This is a genomic window from Psychrobacter sp. M9-54-1 (genome assembly GCF_016613355.1).
Classification (GTDB): Bacteria; Pseudomonadota; Gammaproteobacteria; order Pseudomonadales; family Moraxellaceae; genus Psychrobacter; species Psychrobacter faecalis.
On record NZ_JADGFW010000004.1, the window covers coordinates 216679 to 233773 of the forward strand.

Consider the following 17095-nt stretch of genomic DNA (forward strand, 5'->3'; position numbering starts at 1 on the left):
CAATTATTACCTAAGTTCTACTAACTCACTTCTTTCATCGTCTGCTTAAGCATCGGCTTTAAGAACTCACCAGTATATGAGCCTTTGACTTCCGCTACTTCTTCAGGCGTGCCTTCGGCGATAATCATGCCGCCGCCTTTGCCACCTTCAGGGCCAAGGTCAATCACCCAATCCGCCGTTTTGATGACGTCGAGATTGTGCTCGATGACGACGATAGTATTGCCTTTATCGCGCAGGGTGTGCAGGATATTGAGCAGTTTATCGATATCATGGAAGTGCAGACCAGTGGTTGGCTCATCCAAGATATATAGCGTCTGTCCGGTATCACGTTTGGCAAGCTCACGCGCCAGTTTGACGCGTTGCGCTTCACCGCCTGATAGCGTTGGCGCTGATTGGCCCAAACGAATATAGCTAAGACCAACGTCCATCAGCGCTTGCAGGCGACGATGAATCGCTGGAATCGCTGAGAAGAATTCAGTCGCATCTTCAACTGTCATATCGAGCACATCGGCGATGTTTTTACCTTTATAGTGAATCTCTAGCGTCTCGCGGTTATAGCGTTTACCATGACAGGTATCGCAGGGCACATACATATCAGGTAAGAAATGCATCTCAACTTTGATAAGGCCATCGCCTTGACACATCTCGCAGCGACCGCCCTTGACGTTAAAGCTAAAGCGGCCGGCTTTATAACCACGCGCGCGCGCTTCTTGGGTTTGCGCAAACATCTCACGCACTGGCGTAAAGACACCGGTATAGGTGGCAGGGTTTGAGCGTGGTGTTCGGCCAATCGGGCTTTGGTCGATATCAACCATTTTATCCAAGTGCTCAAGTCCGCTGATACTATCATGCTTATCGGCAATCAATGTCGAGGCATTATTTAATTGCGTAGCAGCGATAGGCATTAAGGTGCGGTTAATCAAGGTCGATTTACCAGAACCAGAAACCCCTGTAATACAAGTCATAATGCCAATCGGTAAGCTCAAATCCACATTTTTTAAGTTATTGCCTATTGCGCCTTTAAGCTCAATCGACATCGGTACTTGCTTTGGTTTGGCTTTACCTCTGGCTTCAACTTCGATGGTTTTGGCTTTATGACGAATACTTGGAATCTCGATTCTTTTCTCACCAGACATATACTGCCCTGTGAGCGAGCCTTTGGTTGCCATAATGTCATCGACCGACCCTTGGGCGATGATATGACCACCGTGAACGCCCGCGCCGACACCGATATCAATCACGTGATCCGCTTGGCGAATGGCATCTTCATCGTGCTCGACGACCAGCACGGTATTGCCCAAATCGCGTAAGCGCGTTAAGGTTTTTAATAAACGATCATTGTCGCGTTGATGCAAACCGATCGATGGCTCATCGAGCACATACATGACACCCATCAGACCAGCACCAATCTGGCTGGCAAGACGAATACGCTGTGCTTCACCGCCCGATAACGTTTCAGCAGAGCGGGCAAGGGTCAGATAATCAAGCCCGACACTTACTAAGAAATTTAATCGCTCATTAATTTCTTTAAAGATTTTTTCGGCGACTTCACCTTTATGACCGCCAATCTTGAGCGTTTTATAATAGTCAGCAGCATCACCAATAGACAGCTTGACTATTTGAGCAATCGTTTGATCGTCAACGCGGACGTTGCGTGAGATTTCATTCAGGCGCGCGCCATCACAGACGTTACAGGTGGTGTCGGCTAAATATTTCGCCAACTCGTCACGTACTAAGTTGCTTTGGGTTTTGGCATAACGACGCTCTAAATACGGCAGTACGCCTTCAAACGGCACAGTTTTATTGGTTTTACGCCCGCGCTCATCAGTAAAATTAAAGGTCAGTTTCTCTTTACCCGAGCCATGCATGATGATATCTTGCTGAGCTTTTGGCAGGTCTTGCCATGGCGTATCCATGTCGATTTTAAAATGATGACAAACGGTCGATAGCAAACCAAAGTAATAGGCGTGCCGCTTATCCCAGCCATTAATCGCCCCTTGATTGAGCGATTTTTCATGATGGGTAATTAGCTTATCGCTTGAGAAATACTGACGTTTACCGAGACCGTCACAACTTGGGCAAGCACCGTACGGATTATTAAAGCTAAACATCCGCGGCTCAAGCTCCGAGACTGCACGATCACAAACAGGGCAAGAATGCTTGGCTGACATGACTTGGTTTTCGTCACCGCCTTCTTTTGGATTGCCATCCATAAAGTGTAGCGTGACCAGACCTTGACCCAAGCGTAGGGCAGTCTCGAGACTTTCAGCGACGCGGTTGCCCAAGTCATCACGGACTTTAAAGCGGTCAACGACGACTTCAATCGTATGCTTTTTCTTCTTATCGAGCGTTGGCAGCTCATCGGTATCATAAACATCACCGTCGACGCGCACACGCACAAAACCTTGACCAATTAATTGCTCAAGCAAAACCGTATGCTCACCTTTACGCTCACGAATCACCGGTGCCAGTATCATTAGCTTGGTGTCAGCAGGCAACGCCATGACTTGATCGACCATCTCGGTGACCGATTGCGCCACCATTGGCTCACCATGCTCAGGGCAGTAGGGCGTTCCGATTCGTGCATAAAGCAGACGCAAATAGTCATAAATCTCGGTAATCGTCCCAACGGTCGAGCGCGGGTTATGGTTGGTCGATTTTTGCTCAATCGCAATCGCTGGCGACAAGCCCTCGATACTATCGACCTCAGGCTTTTCCATCTGTGAGAGGAATTGACGCGCATACGCCGACAAGCTCTCAACATAACGACGTTGCCCTTCGGCATAAAGCGTATCAAACGCCAGTGACGATTTACCAGAGCCTGATAAGCCAGTGATTACCACGAATTTATCGCGTGGAATGTCTAAATCGATATTTTTTAGGTTGTGCGTACGTGCGCCGCGTATTGCAATATGGTCATGTGCCATCGTTGATAGGTTTCCTATTTGCTAATGGTATATAAAATCTAAGCGTCAAATATAGTTAATGAATGGGCTGTTAAAAGCATATTTGGTTGTTAAGTTGCTATGGCTTTATAAAAATCTGCCGTTATCACGAAATTTTCTTAATAAAACAACAGTTATAAAATAGATTTTCATACGCTAATTTTTTCATAAAGCGTCAGTGATGTAGGTTTATATAAGCGTAACGTTCAAACCTAACTTAAGTCTTAACCTTGAAATCATTAAAACAATCTAAATGAAATGTTTGTTAACTAACATAAGGGCTTTGTTATAGATTGAATCCAGTTTTGTTTTTCAGCATAGTTTTCGAAGAATGTCGGTTTTGAATATTGTTAGTTGTAAGCACGGCTTTTTTAAGTATTACTTGTTTATGTCATGCCACTTTAGATTTTATTATTTTAAATATCGTATTTCTTAAAAGCTTGGCTGCTTTAAAAGCCATTATACTTGCTATAAATCTGTATCATTAAAATCAGTCTAAAAGCTGCCGTACAGTCAAGACAAGTATCTTGTCAACGTCTTACTTTATTGTCATGGCAGCGGCATTATTCAAGGTGTAATGAGTCATTAAATGCACTTGGTAACAAAATTATCGCCTCTATAAAAAGCGCAAGTAGAGGCCAACCGTGCGGCTGCAGCAGTAAGATAAAAGTTTCGGCAAGCAAACGGCGAATGACTTATACTAGTGGGCTTAATTTGTAGGCTAACGCCTTGATAAAGGCGTGATAATACCAGCAAGCCGCAGTGATAAACCAGCAATGATGAACCAGTGAGGCAAGTATGAATAGCGTAGAAAAACGGGCAATTCTCGGGGTTGGTGGTATCTTCGCCTTACGGATGATTGGCCTGTTTATGATTGTGCCCGTGTTTTCGGTGTATGGTGATAATTATGCGCATGCGACGCCGTTTCTGATTGGTTTGGCGGTCGGTATTTATGGGCTCGGGCAAGCGATTTTTCAGATACCGATGAGCCTTGCCGCGGATAAGTTTCCGCGTAAGCCAATTATCTTTTTGGGGCTTATATTATTTGCTATTGGCGGTATCATCGCTGCCAATGCCACTGATATCTACGAAGTCATTATTGGGCGAGCGCTGGCAGGCAGTGGCGCGGTATCGGCGGTATTGATGGCACTACTTGCTGATGTGACGCGTGAAGAGATGCGCACCAAAGCGATGGCGACCATGGGTTTGACCATTGCTACCTCTATTATGCTGGCCTTTGCCTTTGGGCCTTTATTGGTCGGCTCGCTTGGTATCTCAGGGCTGTTTTGGCTCACCGCTGGTTTCGCTGTTTTAGCGATGTTGCTATTATTGTTCGTACCGACGCCGCTACGCGTGCTTAAGCACAATCTCGATAACAAGTCGATTGGTCAGCAGTTGGCTGATGTGCTAAAAATTGGCGATTTAAACCGTTTGCATATCGGTATTTTTGCCCTGCATTTAACCATGACGGCTATCTTCGTTATCTTACCGCATCAACTTAGTGAAGTACTTGGTTTATCAGTACGTCAGCAAGGTTTGGTTTATTTGCCGTTATTATTTATCGGCTTTGCGGTGGCGATTCCTTTTATTATTATTGCTGAAAAGAAGCGCAAAATGCGCCAAGTATTTTTGGCAGCGATTGCGTTAATGACCGCGGCTCTGGCATTATTAGCACTTGGTAGTCAGGTCGGGGTTGGTATTATTCTAGGCTTGTTGCTGTACTTTATGGGCTTTAATTTACTCGAAGCGACCATTCCCTCATGGATATCGAAGCGTGCGCCCGTTGCCAATAAAGCAACGGCGATGGGGCTAAACTCATCAAGTCAGTTCTTTGGTGCTTTTGTTGGCGGGGCGATGGGCGGTTTATTATTAACCCAGTCAAATCTGTTGGCATGGGGTATATTGGCCGTTATTATGGGCGCGGCATTGCTGCTGATTATTCCGATTACTGATCCACCGTATTTATCAAGCACCACGGTGACCATTCCCAAAGATATTAATATCCAAGACTGGTCACGGCAAATGCTGGCGGTAGAGGGCGTTGATGAGCTGGTCGTGATGGCAAAAGAGCAGGTCGCTTATTTAAAATTGGATAAAACGCAATTGACAGATTCTGCACGACAAGAGCTGTCGCATTTAGCCCAAAGCCCCCTAGATATTTAACAGAAAAATGGTTAAAGTGAAGTCATATTACTGCTAGTATTCATACTCTATATTAAATACTCGATTAAAGCTGGCAAACAAATTATTTATAAGTAAAAGGACGATATTATGCGCGGAGTTAATAAAGTTATCATCATTGGTAACCTTGGAGCAGACCCCGAGGCTCGCCAATTCAGTAATGGTGGTAGCGTGACCAACATTTCGGTTGCCACCTCAGAGCAGTGGACTGACAAGCAAAGCGGTGAAAAAAGAGAAGCGACGGAATGGCATCGCATTTCATTGTTTAACCGTCTAGGCGAAATCGCAGCACAATATTTGCGTAAAGGCAGTAAGGTTTATATCGAAGGTAGCTTGCGTACGCGTAAATACCAAGATCCTAACGGCCAAGACCGTTATATTACCGAGATTCGTGCTGAGCAAATGCAAATGCTCGATGGTGCGAGCGGCGGTAGTAATGATGGCGGCAGCTTTGGTGGCGCTCAAGGCTCGAACCAATATCAGAACCAAGGCGGCTATGGCAATCAGGGCGGCGGTTTTGCTGGTCAGAACCAAAACCAAGGTGGCCAAAATAACTTTGGCCAACAGGGAAATAACCAACAAGGCGGTTATAACCAAGGCGGCGCTCAGGGTAGCAACCAAAATAGCTTTAATAATCAAAATGCGCCTGCACAGCAGAACCAATTTAATAAACCTGCTCAATCGCCTGCACAGTCAAAGCCGACGGCAATGCCTGACGGTCCGGTAGATGATGATATTCCATTCTAGGATACACCTTAGACCATAATGTTGATTAAATCAGAGAAAAGAGCCTACATTTAGAGGCTCTTTTTTTATATGATAAATTGTATTTAACATAAAAATTTATTTTTTTGGAAATAGTTATTTGCTTACTGGTATTTATTATTAAATATCAATCAATACTTGTGGCGGTTTATATTCTTGTTTATATTACTGCTACTTACGATTTTTATTACGCATAAGTTTTTAGTAAAAATCCAACTCGGTTATAACCTTAATATAAAAGTGGAGTTTACGATGAACAAAAATAACGTCATAGATTTAAATAGTTTAAACGTTGATGAGCTACGCGCGATTACTGAAAATGCGCAGCAATTGATTGAAGAAAAACAGCATCAGCGTTTATATGACGCCTATATGCAGTTTGAAAAAATCGCTGAAGAAAGCGATGCCAGCATCGAAGAGATTCTGCAAGCGGGCGAGAAGCTTGAGAAAAAACGCAGCATTAAATATCGCAATACCGATAATAATGAAGAAACTTGGACTGGGCGCGGACGCAAACCAACTTGGTTGGTAGATGCACTAGCGACAGGTCGCAAGCTTGAGGATTTCGCGATTTAATCATTTAAAAGCTCTTGGTTTAGATCTTATTCTATTTTACTTTAACGTGTCATTAAGCGTGATGGTTTTATAAATAAGCTGCTAGATAAAAGTCAGTCTCTTTATCGCCACTATTTTGGTGCAAAGATACTGGCTTTTTTTCTGTCATCTGTATGCCATTGTTTGCTATGATAATGACGTTTTTGTCTTCTATAAGAGTTAGCTTACCGTGCCTCACGTTTCCACGTCGTCTCACAAGCGTCCCCGCAAGCTCTGGTGGCTACTTGGCTTTATATTCTTCGCGCTATTTGCCGTGTTGCAAATGCCAGCAGCCTGGCTACTTGAAAAATATGCCCCTGATACGCCGTATGTACAACATGTGTCTGGCAACTTATGGCAAGGCTCAGCGATTTGGCAATTTCCCGTGTCAGCAACACCGCTTACCGGTGCTGCTGAGTGGTCGTGGCAGCCGTGGCATCTACTATTAGGCAAATTAGGCGCAGAAGTCGATATCAGCTCAGAGCAGACCCGCTTAAATGGTCAGGTGAAAGTAGGCACCAGCTCATGGCAAATTCAAAACATGAGCGGTAAAATTGCCCCTGAAACTTTATCAAATGTGGTCGATTGGCAGCTGCCTAACACCCCAATTCAGGTCAATAACGTTTCATTAAAACGTCAATCTGCTAAAAATTCTGAGTCAAGCAGTTCAGGTAAAAACGCCGCTGGTTTTAGGGAAGCAAGCGGTCAGCTAACATGGGTTGGCGGTGAAGTTGGCTATCCTAGTGGCGGTAAGGTCTTTTATATCACCATGCCCGCGCTACGAGCCGAGCTTAGTGCCGAGCAAAAAAATAATAAAAATCTACTGCATGTTAATTTTATCAACAATCAAGATAAGCGCCTGGGCGATTTGTATATCGATGGCGATAATATGCTAGATGTGAGCTTAACCCAGCGTCTACTAGAAAATATGCCAGAATATAAAGGTCAAGCCCCACAAGATACGCCTGTGGTCAGTGTGCGCCAGCCACTGCTTAACGGCTTAGAGGCGCGCTAGATGATGAATGTTGCTGATGTATCTAGCCGTTTAAAACCTATTATTAATACCCTAAATCGCTTTTCAGCAGCACTATTGCTATTAGCGATTGTTTGGCTATGCTGGAGCGCGGCGCGTTTGCTTTGGTTGCTGCTGGCTGCGCCATTAGCGCCTGCCTTACCACTTGCTCCTCTGCAGAGTACGGCGAACAGTAGTACAGATCATAGTGGTTTATTTGCCATTTTTTCTGACCCAGACCCTATCGCTGCGCCAGTACAGCCGCCGCCCAATGTTTCGTTAAAAGGTGTGCTTATTGCCATACCAGAGAGTCTGTCTTCGGCGATGCTGGACGTCAATGGCGAAGTAAAAAACTACCGTATCGGTGACACTTTAAAAGACAGTGACTATACGCTGGTCGCCGTCGATTGGAATGAAGTCATTATCGCCGATGCTTACGATAAAGAAGTCGTCATCAGAATGCCAGAAGCCATGCCGCTTGATCAAAGTGCCATGCTGGCGGGTGCGGTAAGTAATCAGCGTTTGCCAGATAATAGTATGTTGCCAAACCTGTCTAATGCACCGATGCCCGAGCAAGGCAATCCTGAGATGCAGCCAAATGGTGACGCAAGTAATGATAGCGAGCCACAGTCGCCAATTGATGAAGCCGTCACCGAATTACAGTCAAACCCAGCCAGTTATTTAAGTCGGATGGGAGTAATGGCGTCCGATGAAAGTTATCAGGTCACCGCCGCCATGCCAGCCAAACTGCGTAACCGTTTAGGGCTAGAGCCGGGTGATAAGGTACTGACTGTTAATGGTCAAAGCGTTGGCAGTAATCCCGGCCAAGATGCCAGTATACTGCAGCAAGTAAAACAAACTGGCGAAGCGCAAATAGAAGTACAGCGCGGCGATCAAGTTATTACAATTCGCCAGCAGTTTTAGTAAAAAATTTCATCAGTTAATACATGTGGTTCATATTATATTCAGCAAAAGATTTGTTCAGTAAGTACGAAAATCAGTATATCCGCGTCATCACTGTAGGTAATTATCAATATGGTCAGTTCTCAAAATTTTTCGGTCACGCCTTTGTACCATATCTTGCAGCGTTTGATGCGTTTGTGTCGGCCGCTATGTTTAGCCGTTCCGCTATGGGCAGCGAGTACAGGGCTGGTCAATGCAGAAAGCTGGAAGGTTAATCTGCAAGATGCCGATATTAAAGCATTTATTAATGAAGTGGCGACCATTACCAATCAAAACTTTGTCCTTGATCCGCGTATCAACGGTAACGTCACGGTCATCTCCAATAAAGCGCTGTCACGTGACGAGATTTTTCAGCTGTTTTTAAGTGTCATGCAGGTCAATGGTATTGCCGCTATCGATTCGGGTACGACCATTAAGCTGGTACCAGATAACGTTGCCAAACAATCTGGCGTGGCGGTGGACTTACGCGGGGACAGTGTCGGTGAAGCCTTAGCGACACGGGTGATTTATTTGACCAATACCCAAGCGGCAGAAGTGCTTGGCGTCATTCGACCGCTGATGCCGCAGTCGGCGCACGCAGCAGCAGTACCGGGCGTTAATGCGCTAGTATTGTCTGACCGTGCTGATAGTCTTAATCAGCTCACGTCACTTATCCGCGATTTAGACAACAACGTCAATGACAGTTTGCAAGTCATACCGCTGCGTCATGTCGACGCTGAGCGTATGATGGAGTTGATTAGTGCCTTGGTGGCAAGCGCAGGTAGCGGGCAAGCACAAGGTGGCAGTAATCAGCTAAAAGTCATTGCCGATACTTCTAGTGATAGGCTGCTCGTCAAAGGCAGTCCGGAGATGATTGCCAAAGTTCAAGAAATGGTCAATCAATTAGACACTACGCCTTCGAGACGTTTAAGTGGTCTGCGCGTCTTTCGCTTAAAATATGCCAGTGCCGGTCACATTGCAGAGATGCTGCGCGGCTTGCTTGCCAGTCAGTCTATTAATAGCGCTGGTGCGGCTTCAACCTTAGAGTCAGCTTCGCTAAACGGCGCCAATAGTACAGACTCGGCCCTTAACAATAATACTAATGCGCTTACCAACAGTGCTGCAAATACCAATACTGGCGCTACGGGAGCAGCGTTATCTACGGCAAGTTCAGGTGGCATAGGTAATGGTATCGGCGGGCGACCTTTTAGCATTATCGCGGATGAAACGCAAAATGCTGTTATCGTCAATGCCGCGCCCGAGCTGATGTTTGAGATTGAAGATGCCGTCGCTCAGCTCGATAGCCGCCGTGCCCAGGTTTTGATTCAAGCGGCGATTGTTGAGGTTTCAGGCGATGACGCTACCCAACTTGGCGTGCAGTGGGCGCTGGGTAATGCCAATAGTGGCTATGGCGTGGTGAACTTTAATAATGTTGGCGCGAGTGCCGTCTCGCTTGCCGCCGCCGCGTTATCAGGTGGCGCAAATATTAGTGCAGCAGCAGGCTCTATTGCTGGGGCGTTAATTGGTATCGGCGATAGTAAAAAAGACAGCCAAGGTAACACTCAGTTTTATGGTGCAATCTTACAAGCGCTTGATTCTTCGACCAGCGCCAATCTGCTGTCGATGCCATCAATTTTAACCTTGGATAATGAAAAGGCCAGTATTTTAGTCGGTCAAAACGTGCCTTTTGTCACCGGCTCTTATACCACAGGCAGTGATTCTTCGACCAATCCATTCCAGACCATTGACCGCCAAGATATCGGTATCAATCTAAATGTCATTCCTCATATCGGTGATAATGGCACCGTACGTCTAGAGGTCTCGCAAGAGGTCTCATCCGTAGTGCCCGGCAGCGCCGCCAATGCCAGCGGTCTTATTACCAATAAAAGCTTGATTAACACCACCATCCTAGCCGATGATCAGCAGACCATTGCTTTGGGCGGTTTAATGCGCGATAACACCACCACTCGCCAACAAAAAGTTCCCGGTTTGGGCAGTGTCCCCGTCATCGGACGGCTGTTCCGCTCTGATAATGACAGCACGCAAAAAAGTAACCTAATCATATTTTTACAGCCGACCATCTTACGTGATGGCGGCGCTGTCGCTAGTGTGACCGAGCGCAAATACAATCAGATGCGCGTCCTGCAACTGGTCATCGATAAAAACGGCACTATTAAACAGCTGCCACTTAGTGGTACAGAAGGTTGGAATGGCAACGTCAGCGCAGACTATGAATTGATGCCACTCAATCCACTGGTACCTAAGCGTGACCAAACGCCAAAGCCAACTTCGCAAGGGTTTACTAAAGTAGATACACCTAGTACTAGTGGCATTACGACTTATCCTTTAAAACGCTAAATTCTAATATAGAGCGTTTGCGAACGGATAACGTAGGCACTAACTTCTTGATTAAAGTAAAGCCCATCTCATCAGTAAATGTACGGCATGATAGCGCTGCCGTACATTAGCTTGCGTATTCATAACACAGATAAACATAGGGCGTTTTCAAGCGGCGTATAATTATAGTGTCTCTAATAACATATTGCTTTTATAAGCAATTTTTTAAGATAATTATTTAAATAACTGTCATTTAAGTAGACTGGTTTAAGTTAGTAATTTTTAAGCTAATAGTAAAAATAGCTAGAATCTTAAAAGTAGCTAGAACCTATAGGCGGCACTAATGAGCAATCTTGATAATGAGAAGAAAAAGAAATGGTTAGCCTTAAGTGTAGTCGCCATGGCTCTATTACTGATTCCGCGGCGTAGTAGTAAAAAGGCCGATAGTAAATTATCAAATAATAATAACGATGATAAAGGGCCTGATGAAAAAGCAGCTAACAAATTATCTAATTTGAATTAAACGTCTATATTTAAGAAAAATAATGAAAATTATTAAATTTGGAGTCTATTGATGACTGCGATTGATGCCTCATTTAACGCTAATGAGAAATTGCCTACTATTTTCCCTCTCATTGATACCCATACCCATTTTGACGCTCCTGTGTTTGATGTCGACAGAGACGAGCAAATACAAAAAGCGTATCAGCGAGGCGTGCGCCATTTGGTATTGGTAGGGTACTTGCACCAGCATTTTGACCGTTTATATGAAACCAAAAAACTTATGGATAAAAAGTCGCGCGCTATTTCAGAACTCTCTATTTCGGAGCAGGCATCTGAACAAAAAAAGACGCTGCTACATACTCATATTGCTCTAGGTTTGCATCCTTTTTATATTGACCAGCATACCGATGCTCACTTAGAGAGTATGGCAAGGATGCTGAATAAAGAGCGTCCTTTGGCCATCGGTGAAATTGGTTTGGATACTTTTACGGATGAGATGAAACAGCCTGATATGGTCGCCAAGCAAGCGCGTTTTTTTAAAGCCCAATTGGATATGGCGGTGAGCCAGCAGTTACCTGTGATGCTACATATCCGTAAAGCGCATGCTGAAGCATTGGCGTTGTTAAAGGCGCATGACTATGATGCCCATGATCTTGGCGGCGTTGCTCATAGTTTTAGTGGCGGTGAACAAGAGGCAAAAGCCTTTGTAAAGTTAGGCTTTAAGCTTGGGGTGACCGGTCAGGTGACCAATCCCAATGCCAAAAAGCTACGCCGTGCGATTCAAGCAGCGGTCGATACTTATGGTATTGGGTGTTTGGTCATCGAGACAGATTGCCCAGATATGACGCCGATAATGTGCCAAGACTCAATCGGTAGTCAGTCAGCACTTGGACAAAGCCCAGATGATGAATGGGGCGATGCGCCCGCTCATAATAGAAATGTCCCAGCCAACTTACCTTACGTACTAGGCAGTTTAAGTGAATTACTTGCTGTGCCAACCGAGAGGCTTGCCGAGCAATTGTGGCACAACAGTTGCAGTGCTTTACGTACCAATTGGCATTATCCAGCTTAAAAGTAGTCCAAAATACTTATTAATAATAAACAACCTTTTAATCGAGCTTTAATTTGTTATGACCGAAGAGACACAATTGCAGCAAACTATAAATCAAACAGATACTTTAGTTAATAAAGAGGTCACTGCGCGCAGCGAGCAACAACTTGCTGCTAATAGCGTCGATGTGATTGATGAATCGTCAGCGCAGTATGAACGCCGTTTTAAAGGCACGCAAACCCTTTACGGTGCCTCTGCTGTCGATACTTTTGCCGCAGCGCATGTTTACGTTATTGGCGTTGGCGGAGTGGGTTCTTGGGCGGTAGAGGCGCTGGCGCGCACCGCCGTTGGTACGATTACGTTGATTGACTTGGATATATTGGTGGCGTCAAATGTCAATCGTCAGCTGCCAGCGTTAGACAGTACTTTTGGGCAAAGTAAAATCGCGGCAATGGCAACACGTATCCGTGAGATTAATCCGAAAGTTAAAATAAATCTGATAGATGATTTTTTAACACCTGAAAATGTCGCAGCATTATTGCCCACGCGCGAGCAAGCAAAAATGGCTATGCAAAAAAATCCGATTGTTATTTTAGACTGTGTCGATGATATGAATGCCAAGCTTGCTATTGCCCTGCATTGCCGTTTTAACAAACTAAAATTGGTGTGTGCAGGCGGAGCAGGTGGCAAGATAGACCCAAGCCAGATTCGTATAAGCGACTTACGGGACAGTTATCAAGATCCGCTGTTGGCAAAGCTACGTAATAAACTGCGCCACGAAAAAGGCATCAATAGTGCTCTAAAAGAAAAATTTGGCATTAAATGTGTCTATTCGACAGAGCCGCCGCGCGTCGATAAAAGCTGTCAAACAGGCGGTTTACACTGCGGTGGCTATGGTTCGGCGGTCGTCGTCACCTCAGTGGTCGCGATGCTGATGGTTAGCGAAGCATTACAATTACTGCTCAAACAGGCGGCGGTTAAGTCAAGCGTCTGACCTGAATTAACGGAGTCCATTTTGTCTACATCTAACTCGTCAGAAATCGGTTATCGTTATCCTGTCGCTGCGGAAGACGCTGAGCGTATTAGTAAGCTCAGAAAATATCAGGTACTCAACAATAATGAGGAACCAGCTTTTGCGCGTTTAACCGAGCTTGCGAAATTGTTTTTTAATATGCCAGTCGTAGCCATTACCTTTATGGATGAGGAAACCCAGTATTTAAAATCGCTGCTTGGGCTCGATGGCATTTGTACAACGTCGCGCAAAGTGGCTATTTGTAATTATACTGTCCTGTCGGATGAGGTTTTGGTACTGCCAGATTTGACAGAAGACAGTCGTTTTAGTCAAAACCCGTTGGTGACAGAAGCGCCATATTTGCGTTTTTATGCTGGCGCGCCGATTATTATGCACGAAGATGGTAAGACCTATCGTTTGGGTTCTTTATGTTTGATGGATAGGCAGCCTCACCATGATTTTACCGATAAGGACGCAGAAATATTGGCGCAGTTTGCTGCGATGGCTGCCGATGCCTTGCAGCTCCAAGACCAGCAGCGCCATGCCAAGCATGCCAATGAGATGAAATCAGAGTTTTTGGCCAACATGAGCCACGAAATACGTACGCCGATGAATGGCATCATTGGTATGGTTGAGATGCTCGCTGAGACTAAGCTCAGTGCTGAACAACAAGAGTACGTCGATAATATTAAAGTCTCGAACGAGCATTTACTGGCTATTATTAACGGTATTTTAGATTTATCAAAAGTTGAGTCGGGCAAAATGACCATCGATTCTATACCGATGAACATCTCGAGCCTTTGCAACGAAGTAGTGAGTTTATTTGCGGTCAAAGCTCGTCAGCGCGGTTTGACTTTAGACTATCATTATACCGAGGCATTATCGCCTTATATCAAGGGTGATCCGGTACGCATCAAGCAAATCATGGTAAATTTGGTCAATAATGCCATTAAATTTACCCGTGAAGGCGGACGGGTAACCATTGACGTTAAACACATGGAAAACAACCCTTGTGAGGATAAATACGGTAATCATAAGTCTATATGCAGTCATGAGCTACAAGTAGAGCAAGCTTCTCATTATAATACTGATGATAGAGGTTCAGTTAAACATCAAGACATGACGCTCTGTATTAAGGTTACAGATACTGGTGTCGGTATCAAGCCAGAATCGCTAGAGGCGATATTTGATGCTTATGATCAAGCCAATAAATCGACTCATCGCCTTTATGGTGGAACAGGTCTAGGTCTGTCAGTTTGTAAATCTTTGGTAGAGCTGATGGGCGGCTATATCGAAGTAGATAGTGCCGTTGGTATTGGTACGACCTTTACCGTATTATTGCCGCTACCTCCTATCGATGAAGCGCACTACGAGAACTGGCAAGACTCAAACGACTTTGGTATGACAGAACTAAGTCATGAGCTTATTGGTCATATATTGCTGGTTGAAGATGATAGCGTCAATGCCATGATTGCTAAAAAAGCACTGAACAATAGCGGTCATACGGTCACTCACGTCACGGATGGACAACAAGCCATAGAAGTTTTTGCGTTAAATCCTGAGCAGTATGATGTCATTTTGATGGATCATCACATGCCGATTATGGATGGTGTACAAGCGACGATTAAGCTGCATGAGCTTTATGACCCGCCAGCATTGCCGCCTATCATCGCCTTAACTGCCAATGCGATGGATGGCGAGCGTAAAAAATATCTTGATGTCGGTATGCAGGATTATTGCACCAAACCCTTTAAACAAGAACAGCTTAATGCCTTGGTGCAATACTGGCTGATGTATAAGCAATCGATGGAAGAATGATGGAAGAATAGTTTTCTCATCTAAAAAGCATTTGACATTAAAAAAGCTTAACCACTAATAGCGGTTAAGCTTTTTTTAAACCGAATGAAAACGCTTAGTTAACGCGCGTTTGATAATCACCGGTACGGGTGTCAACACGAACCACTTCACCTTGCTGGACAAATAACGGCACACGTACCACAGCACCTGTCTCTAGAGTTGCAGGTTTGCCGCCACCACCTGACGTATCTCCGCGCACACCAGGATCGGTTTCAGTAATTTGCAGTTCAACAAAGTTAGGCGGCGTTATAGATAACGGCACACCATTGAATAGAGTGATGGTGCAAAGGGCGTTACTGTTTTCTTTTAGCCATTTTAGCGCATCACCAACCGCGGTTTTGTCGGCTTGTAATTGCTCAAAACTTTCGGGGTGCATAAAGTGCCAAAATTCACCATCGTTATACAGATAGTTCATTTCGGTATCGATGACATCCGCCGCTTCCAAGCTGTCGCCCGATTTAAACGTTTGCTCGAGCACGCGACCACTGCGTAAGTTGCGCATTTTGACACGGTTAAAGGCTTGCCCCTTACCCGGTTTGACAAACTCATTCTCAAGAATGGCATACGGGTTGCCATCGAGCATGACTTTGAGACCAGCTTTAAATTCGTTAGTAGAAAAACTTGCCACGGAAGACTCCTAAGGGTTGTAAGTATTGTCATCAATAATTGGATGTGGGGTTTGCGCCTTGCTGTGCTAAAGCTGTCTATGACGCTCGAGGTTTATGAATAATTCGTATGCTTTGATAGCAGACGTACTAAGAGCGTATAATAGCGGCTTTTGGGCACAGGTATAAGGTTGTCATGATAAACCATTTAATCACACAAAAAAACTGGCAAACGCAATTATCCGAAGCGATAACCTCTATTGATGAGTTGCTTGAGCTATTAAAGCTTGAATCATTGCGCTCAGAGGTTTATATACCTGAGCATTTTGTGCTGCGTGTACCGCGCGGTTTTGTGGCAAAAATGACGGTCGGTGACGTTGATGACCCTCTGCTTAAACAAGTATTGCCCAATAAACAAGAACAAATCGCTGTGACCGGTTATGTGGCAGACCCTTTAAGCGAGAATACGCACAATCCGGTGAAAGGTTTACTGCATAAATACCAATCAAGAGTCTTATTAACCATTACGGGTGCTTGCGCCATCCATTGTCGTTACTGTTTTCGTCAGCATTTTGACTATAGCGCCAATATGCCAACCGCCGATGCCAAAGAGCATATTATCAATTATATTAGCGCCCATTCTGAGATTAACGAGGTGATTTTAAGCGGCGGTGACCCGTTAAATGTTACCAACAGACGCTTATTTGCTTGGCTCGATACCTTAGAGGCGATTCCGCAACTGACCACCATCAGGCTGCATACCCGTTTGCCATTGGTCATTCCAGCGCGTTTAGATGAGGCGCTATTAGAAAGACTGTCGCAAAGTCGCTGCCAAATAGTGATGGTGATTCATTGTAATCATGCCAATGAGATTGATGCGCTGACCGCTGAGTATTTGCAGCGTACGCGCGCAGCGGGCGTCACTTTATTAAACCAAGCGGTACTGTTAAAGGGTATTAATGATAGCGTGACGGTGCAAACGGCATTGAGTCAGCGCTTGTTTGCTGCTGGCGTCCTGCCTTATTATCTATACGTATTGGATAAGGTAGCTGGTGCTGCCCATTTTGATAGTGACGAGCAAGCTGTTATTGCGCTTTATTGGTCGTTACTGGCAGCATTACCTGGTTATTTAGTGCCAAAATTGGTGCGCGAACTACCGAATAAACCCTTTAAAGTACCGATTGATATTTACAATGAAACTTAAAATAGGCAATATGGTACATCAGAATTTTAGTAGACAAATAACGATTAAATTATTATTAATACCCCACTCTCAACTTGAAATAAGCA

13 protein-coding genes are annotated in these 17095 nt (G+C 44.8%); 11 read left to right on the forward strand and 2 right to left on the reverse strand.

Going from position 1 to position 17095, the window contains the following annotated elements:
• Nucleotides 1-20: 20 nt before the first annotated feature.
• Nucleotides 21-2927 (reverse strand): excinuclease ABC subunit UvrA, encoded by a 2907-nt coding sequence (gene uvrA, locus IQ457_RS02140; RefSeq protein WP_200661878.1) that lies wholly within the window; start codon nucleotides 2925-2927, stop codon nucleotides 21-23.
• An 816-nt stretch (nucleotides 2928-3743) separates the two neighbouring features.
• On the opposite strand from uvrA, the gene IQ457_RS02145 reads away from it, so the two are divergent.
• From IQ457_RS02145 to IQ457_RS02190, 10 genes are all read left to right on the forward strand, one after another.
• Nucleotides 3744-5108 (forward strand): MFS transporter, encoded by a 1365-nt coding sequence (locus tag IQ457_RS02145; protein WP_200661879.1) that lies wholly within the window; start codon nucleotides 3744-3746, stop codon nucleotides 5106-5108.
• A 108-nt stretch (nucleotides 5109-5216) separates the two neighbouring features.
• Nucleotides 5217-5873 carry a single-stranded DNA-binding protein gene (ssb, locus tag IQ457_RS02150; protein WP_200661880.1) on the forward strand — a complete coding sequence of 219 codons (657 nt, stop codon included), beginning with the start codon at nucleotides 5217-5219 and terminating at the stop codon, nucleotides 5871-5873.
• 270 nt (nucleotides 5874-6143) lie between these two features.
• Nucleotides 6144-6467, forward strand: a complete 324-nt coding sequence (locus IQ457_RS02155) for an H-NS histone family protein (protein WP_191690408.1) — start codon at nucleotides 6144-6146, stop codon at nucleotides 6465-6467.
• 208 nt (nucleotides 6468-6675) lie between these two features.
• Nucleotides 6676-7500: a type II secretion system protein N gene (gene gspN / locus IQ457_RS02160; RefSeq protein ID WP_200661881.1), complete on the forward strand. Its 825-nt coding sequence runs from the start codon at nucleotides 6676-6678 to the stop codon at nucleotides 7498-7500.
• On the forward strand, nucleotides 7501-8421 hold the full coding sequence (locus IQ457_RS02165; RefSeq protein ID WP_242465321.1) for a type II secretion system protein N: 921 nt from the start codon (nucleotides 7501-7503) through the stop codon (nucleotides 8419-8421). It abuts the gene before it with no gap.
• 111 nt (nucleotides 8422-8532) lie between these two features.
• Complete coding sequence (gene gspD, locus IQ457_RS02170; protein ID WP_200661882.1) at nucleotides 8533-10797, forward strand: type II secretion system secretin GspD; 2265 nt, start codon at nucleotides 8533-8535, stop codon at nucleotides 10795-10797.
• A gap of 322 nt (nucleotides 10798-11119) precedes the next feature.
• A complete protein-coding gene (locus IQ457_RS02175; protein WP_200661883.1) occupies nucleotides 11120-11299 on the forward strand; it encodes a hypothetical protein in 180 nt (59 codons plus the stop codon).
• Between the two features lie 51 nt (nucleotides 11300-11350).
• Nucleotides 11351-12352, forward strand: coding sequence for a TatD family hydrolase (locus IQ457_RS02180; RefSeq protein WP_207161662.1), 1002 nt, complete (start codon nucleotides 11351-11353; stop codon nucleotides 12350-12352).
• Nucleotides 12353-12518: 166 nt separating this feature from the next.
• Nucleotides 12519-13325 carry a tRNA threonylcarbamoyladenosine dehydratase gene (locus tag IQ457_RS02185; RefSeq protein WP_446737524.1) on the forward strand — a complete coding sequence of 269 codons (807 nt, stop codon included), beginning with the start codon at nucleotides 12519-12521 and terminating at the stop codon, nucleotides 13323-13325.
• Nucleotides 13326-13346: 21 nt separating this feature from the next.
• Complete coding sequence (locus IQ457_RS02190; protein WP_207161663.1) at nucleotides 13347-15161, forward strand: GAF domain-containing hybrid sensor histidine kinase/response regulator; 1815 nt, start codon at nucleotides 13347-13349, stop codon at nucleotides 15159-15161.
• A 94-nt stretch (nucleotides 15162-15255) separates the two neighbouring features.
• On the opposite strand, the gene efp is transcribed toward IQ457_RS02190, so the two are convergent.
• Nucleotides 15256-15828 (reverse strand): elongation factor P, encoded by a 573-nt coding sequence (efp, locus tag IQ457_RS02195; RefSeq protein ID WP_102077618.1) that lies wholly within the window; start codon nucleotides 15826-15828, stop codon nucleotides 15256-15258.
• 173 nt (nucleotides 15829-16001) lie between these two features.
• Here efp and epmB point away from each other — a divergent pair, with 173 nt between their 5' ends.
• Nucleotides 16002-17009 carry an EF-P beta-lysylation protein EpmB gene (gene epmB, locus IQ457_RS02200; RefSeq protein ID WP_200661885.1) on the forward strand — a complete coding sequence of 336 codons (1008 nt, stop codon included), beginning with the start codon at nucleotides 16002-16004 and terminating at the stop codon, nucleotides 17007-17009.
• Nucleotides 17010-17095: the final 86 nt, after the last annotated feature.

Coding starts and splice junctions, on each gene's coding strand:
- uvrA (WP_200661878.1), bottom strand. CDS start 2,927: ATGGCACATGACCATATTGCAATACGCGGCGCACGTACGCACAACCTA.
- IQ457_RS02145 (WP_200661879.1), top strand. CDS start 3,744: ATGAATAGCGTAGAAAAACGGGCAATTCTCGGGGTTGGTGGTATCTTC.
- ssb (WP_200661880.1), top strand. CDS start 5,217: ATGCGCGGAGTTAATAAAGTTATCATCATTGGTAACCTTGGAGCAGAC.
- IQ457_RS02155 (WP_191690408.1), top strand. CDS start 6,144: ATGAACAAAAATAACGTCATAGATTTAAATAGTTTAAACGTTGATGAG.
- IQ457_RS02165 (WP_242465321.1), top strand. CDS start 7,501: ATGATGAATGTTGCTGATGTATCTAGCCGTTTAAAACCTATTATTAAT.
- gspD (WP_200661882.1), top strand. CDS start 8,533: ATGGTCAGTTCTCAAAATTTTTCGGTCACGCCTTTGTACCATATCTTG.
- IQ457_RS02175 (WP_200661883.1), top strand. CDS start 11,120: ATGAGCAATCTTGATAATGAGAAGAAAAAGAAATGGTTAGCCTTAAGT.
- IQ457_RS02180 (WP_207161662.1), top strand. CDS start 11,351: ATGACTGCGATTGATGCCTCATTTAACGCTAATGAGAAATTGCCTACT.
- epmB (WP_200661885.1), top strand. CDS start 16,002: ATGATAAACCATTTAATCACACAAAAAAACTGGCAAACGCAATTATCC.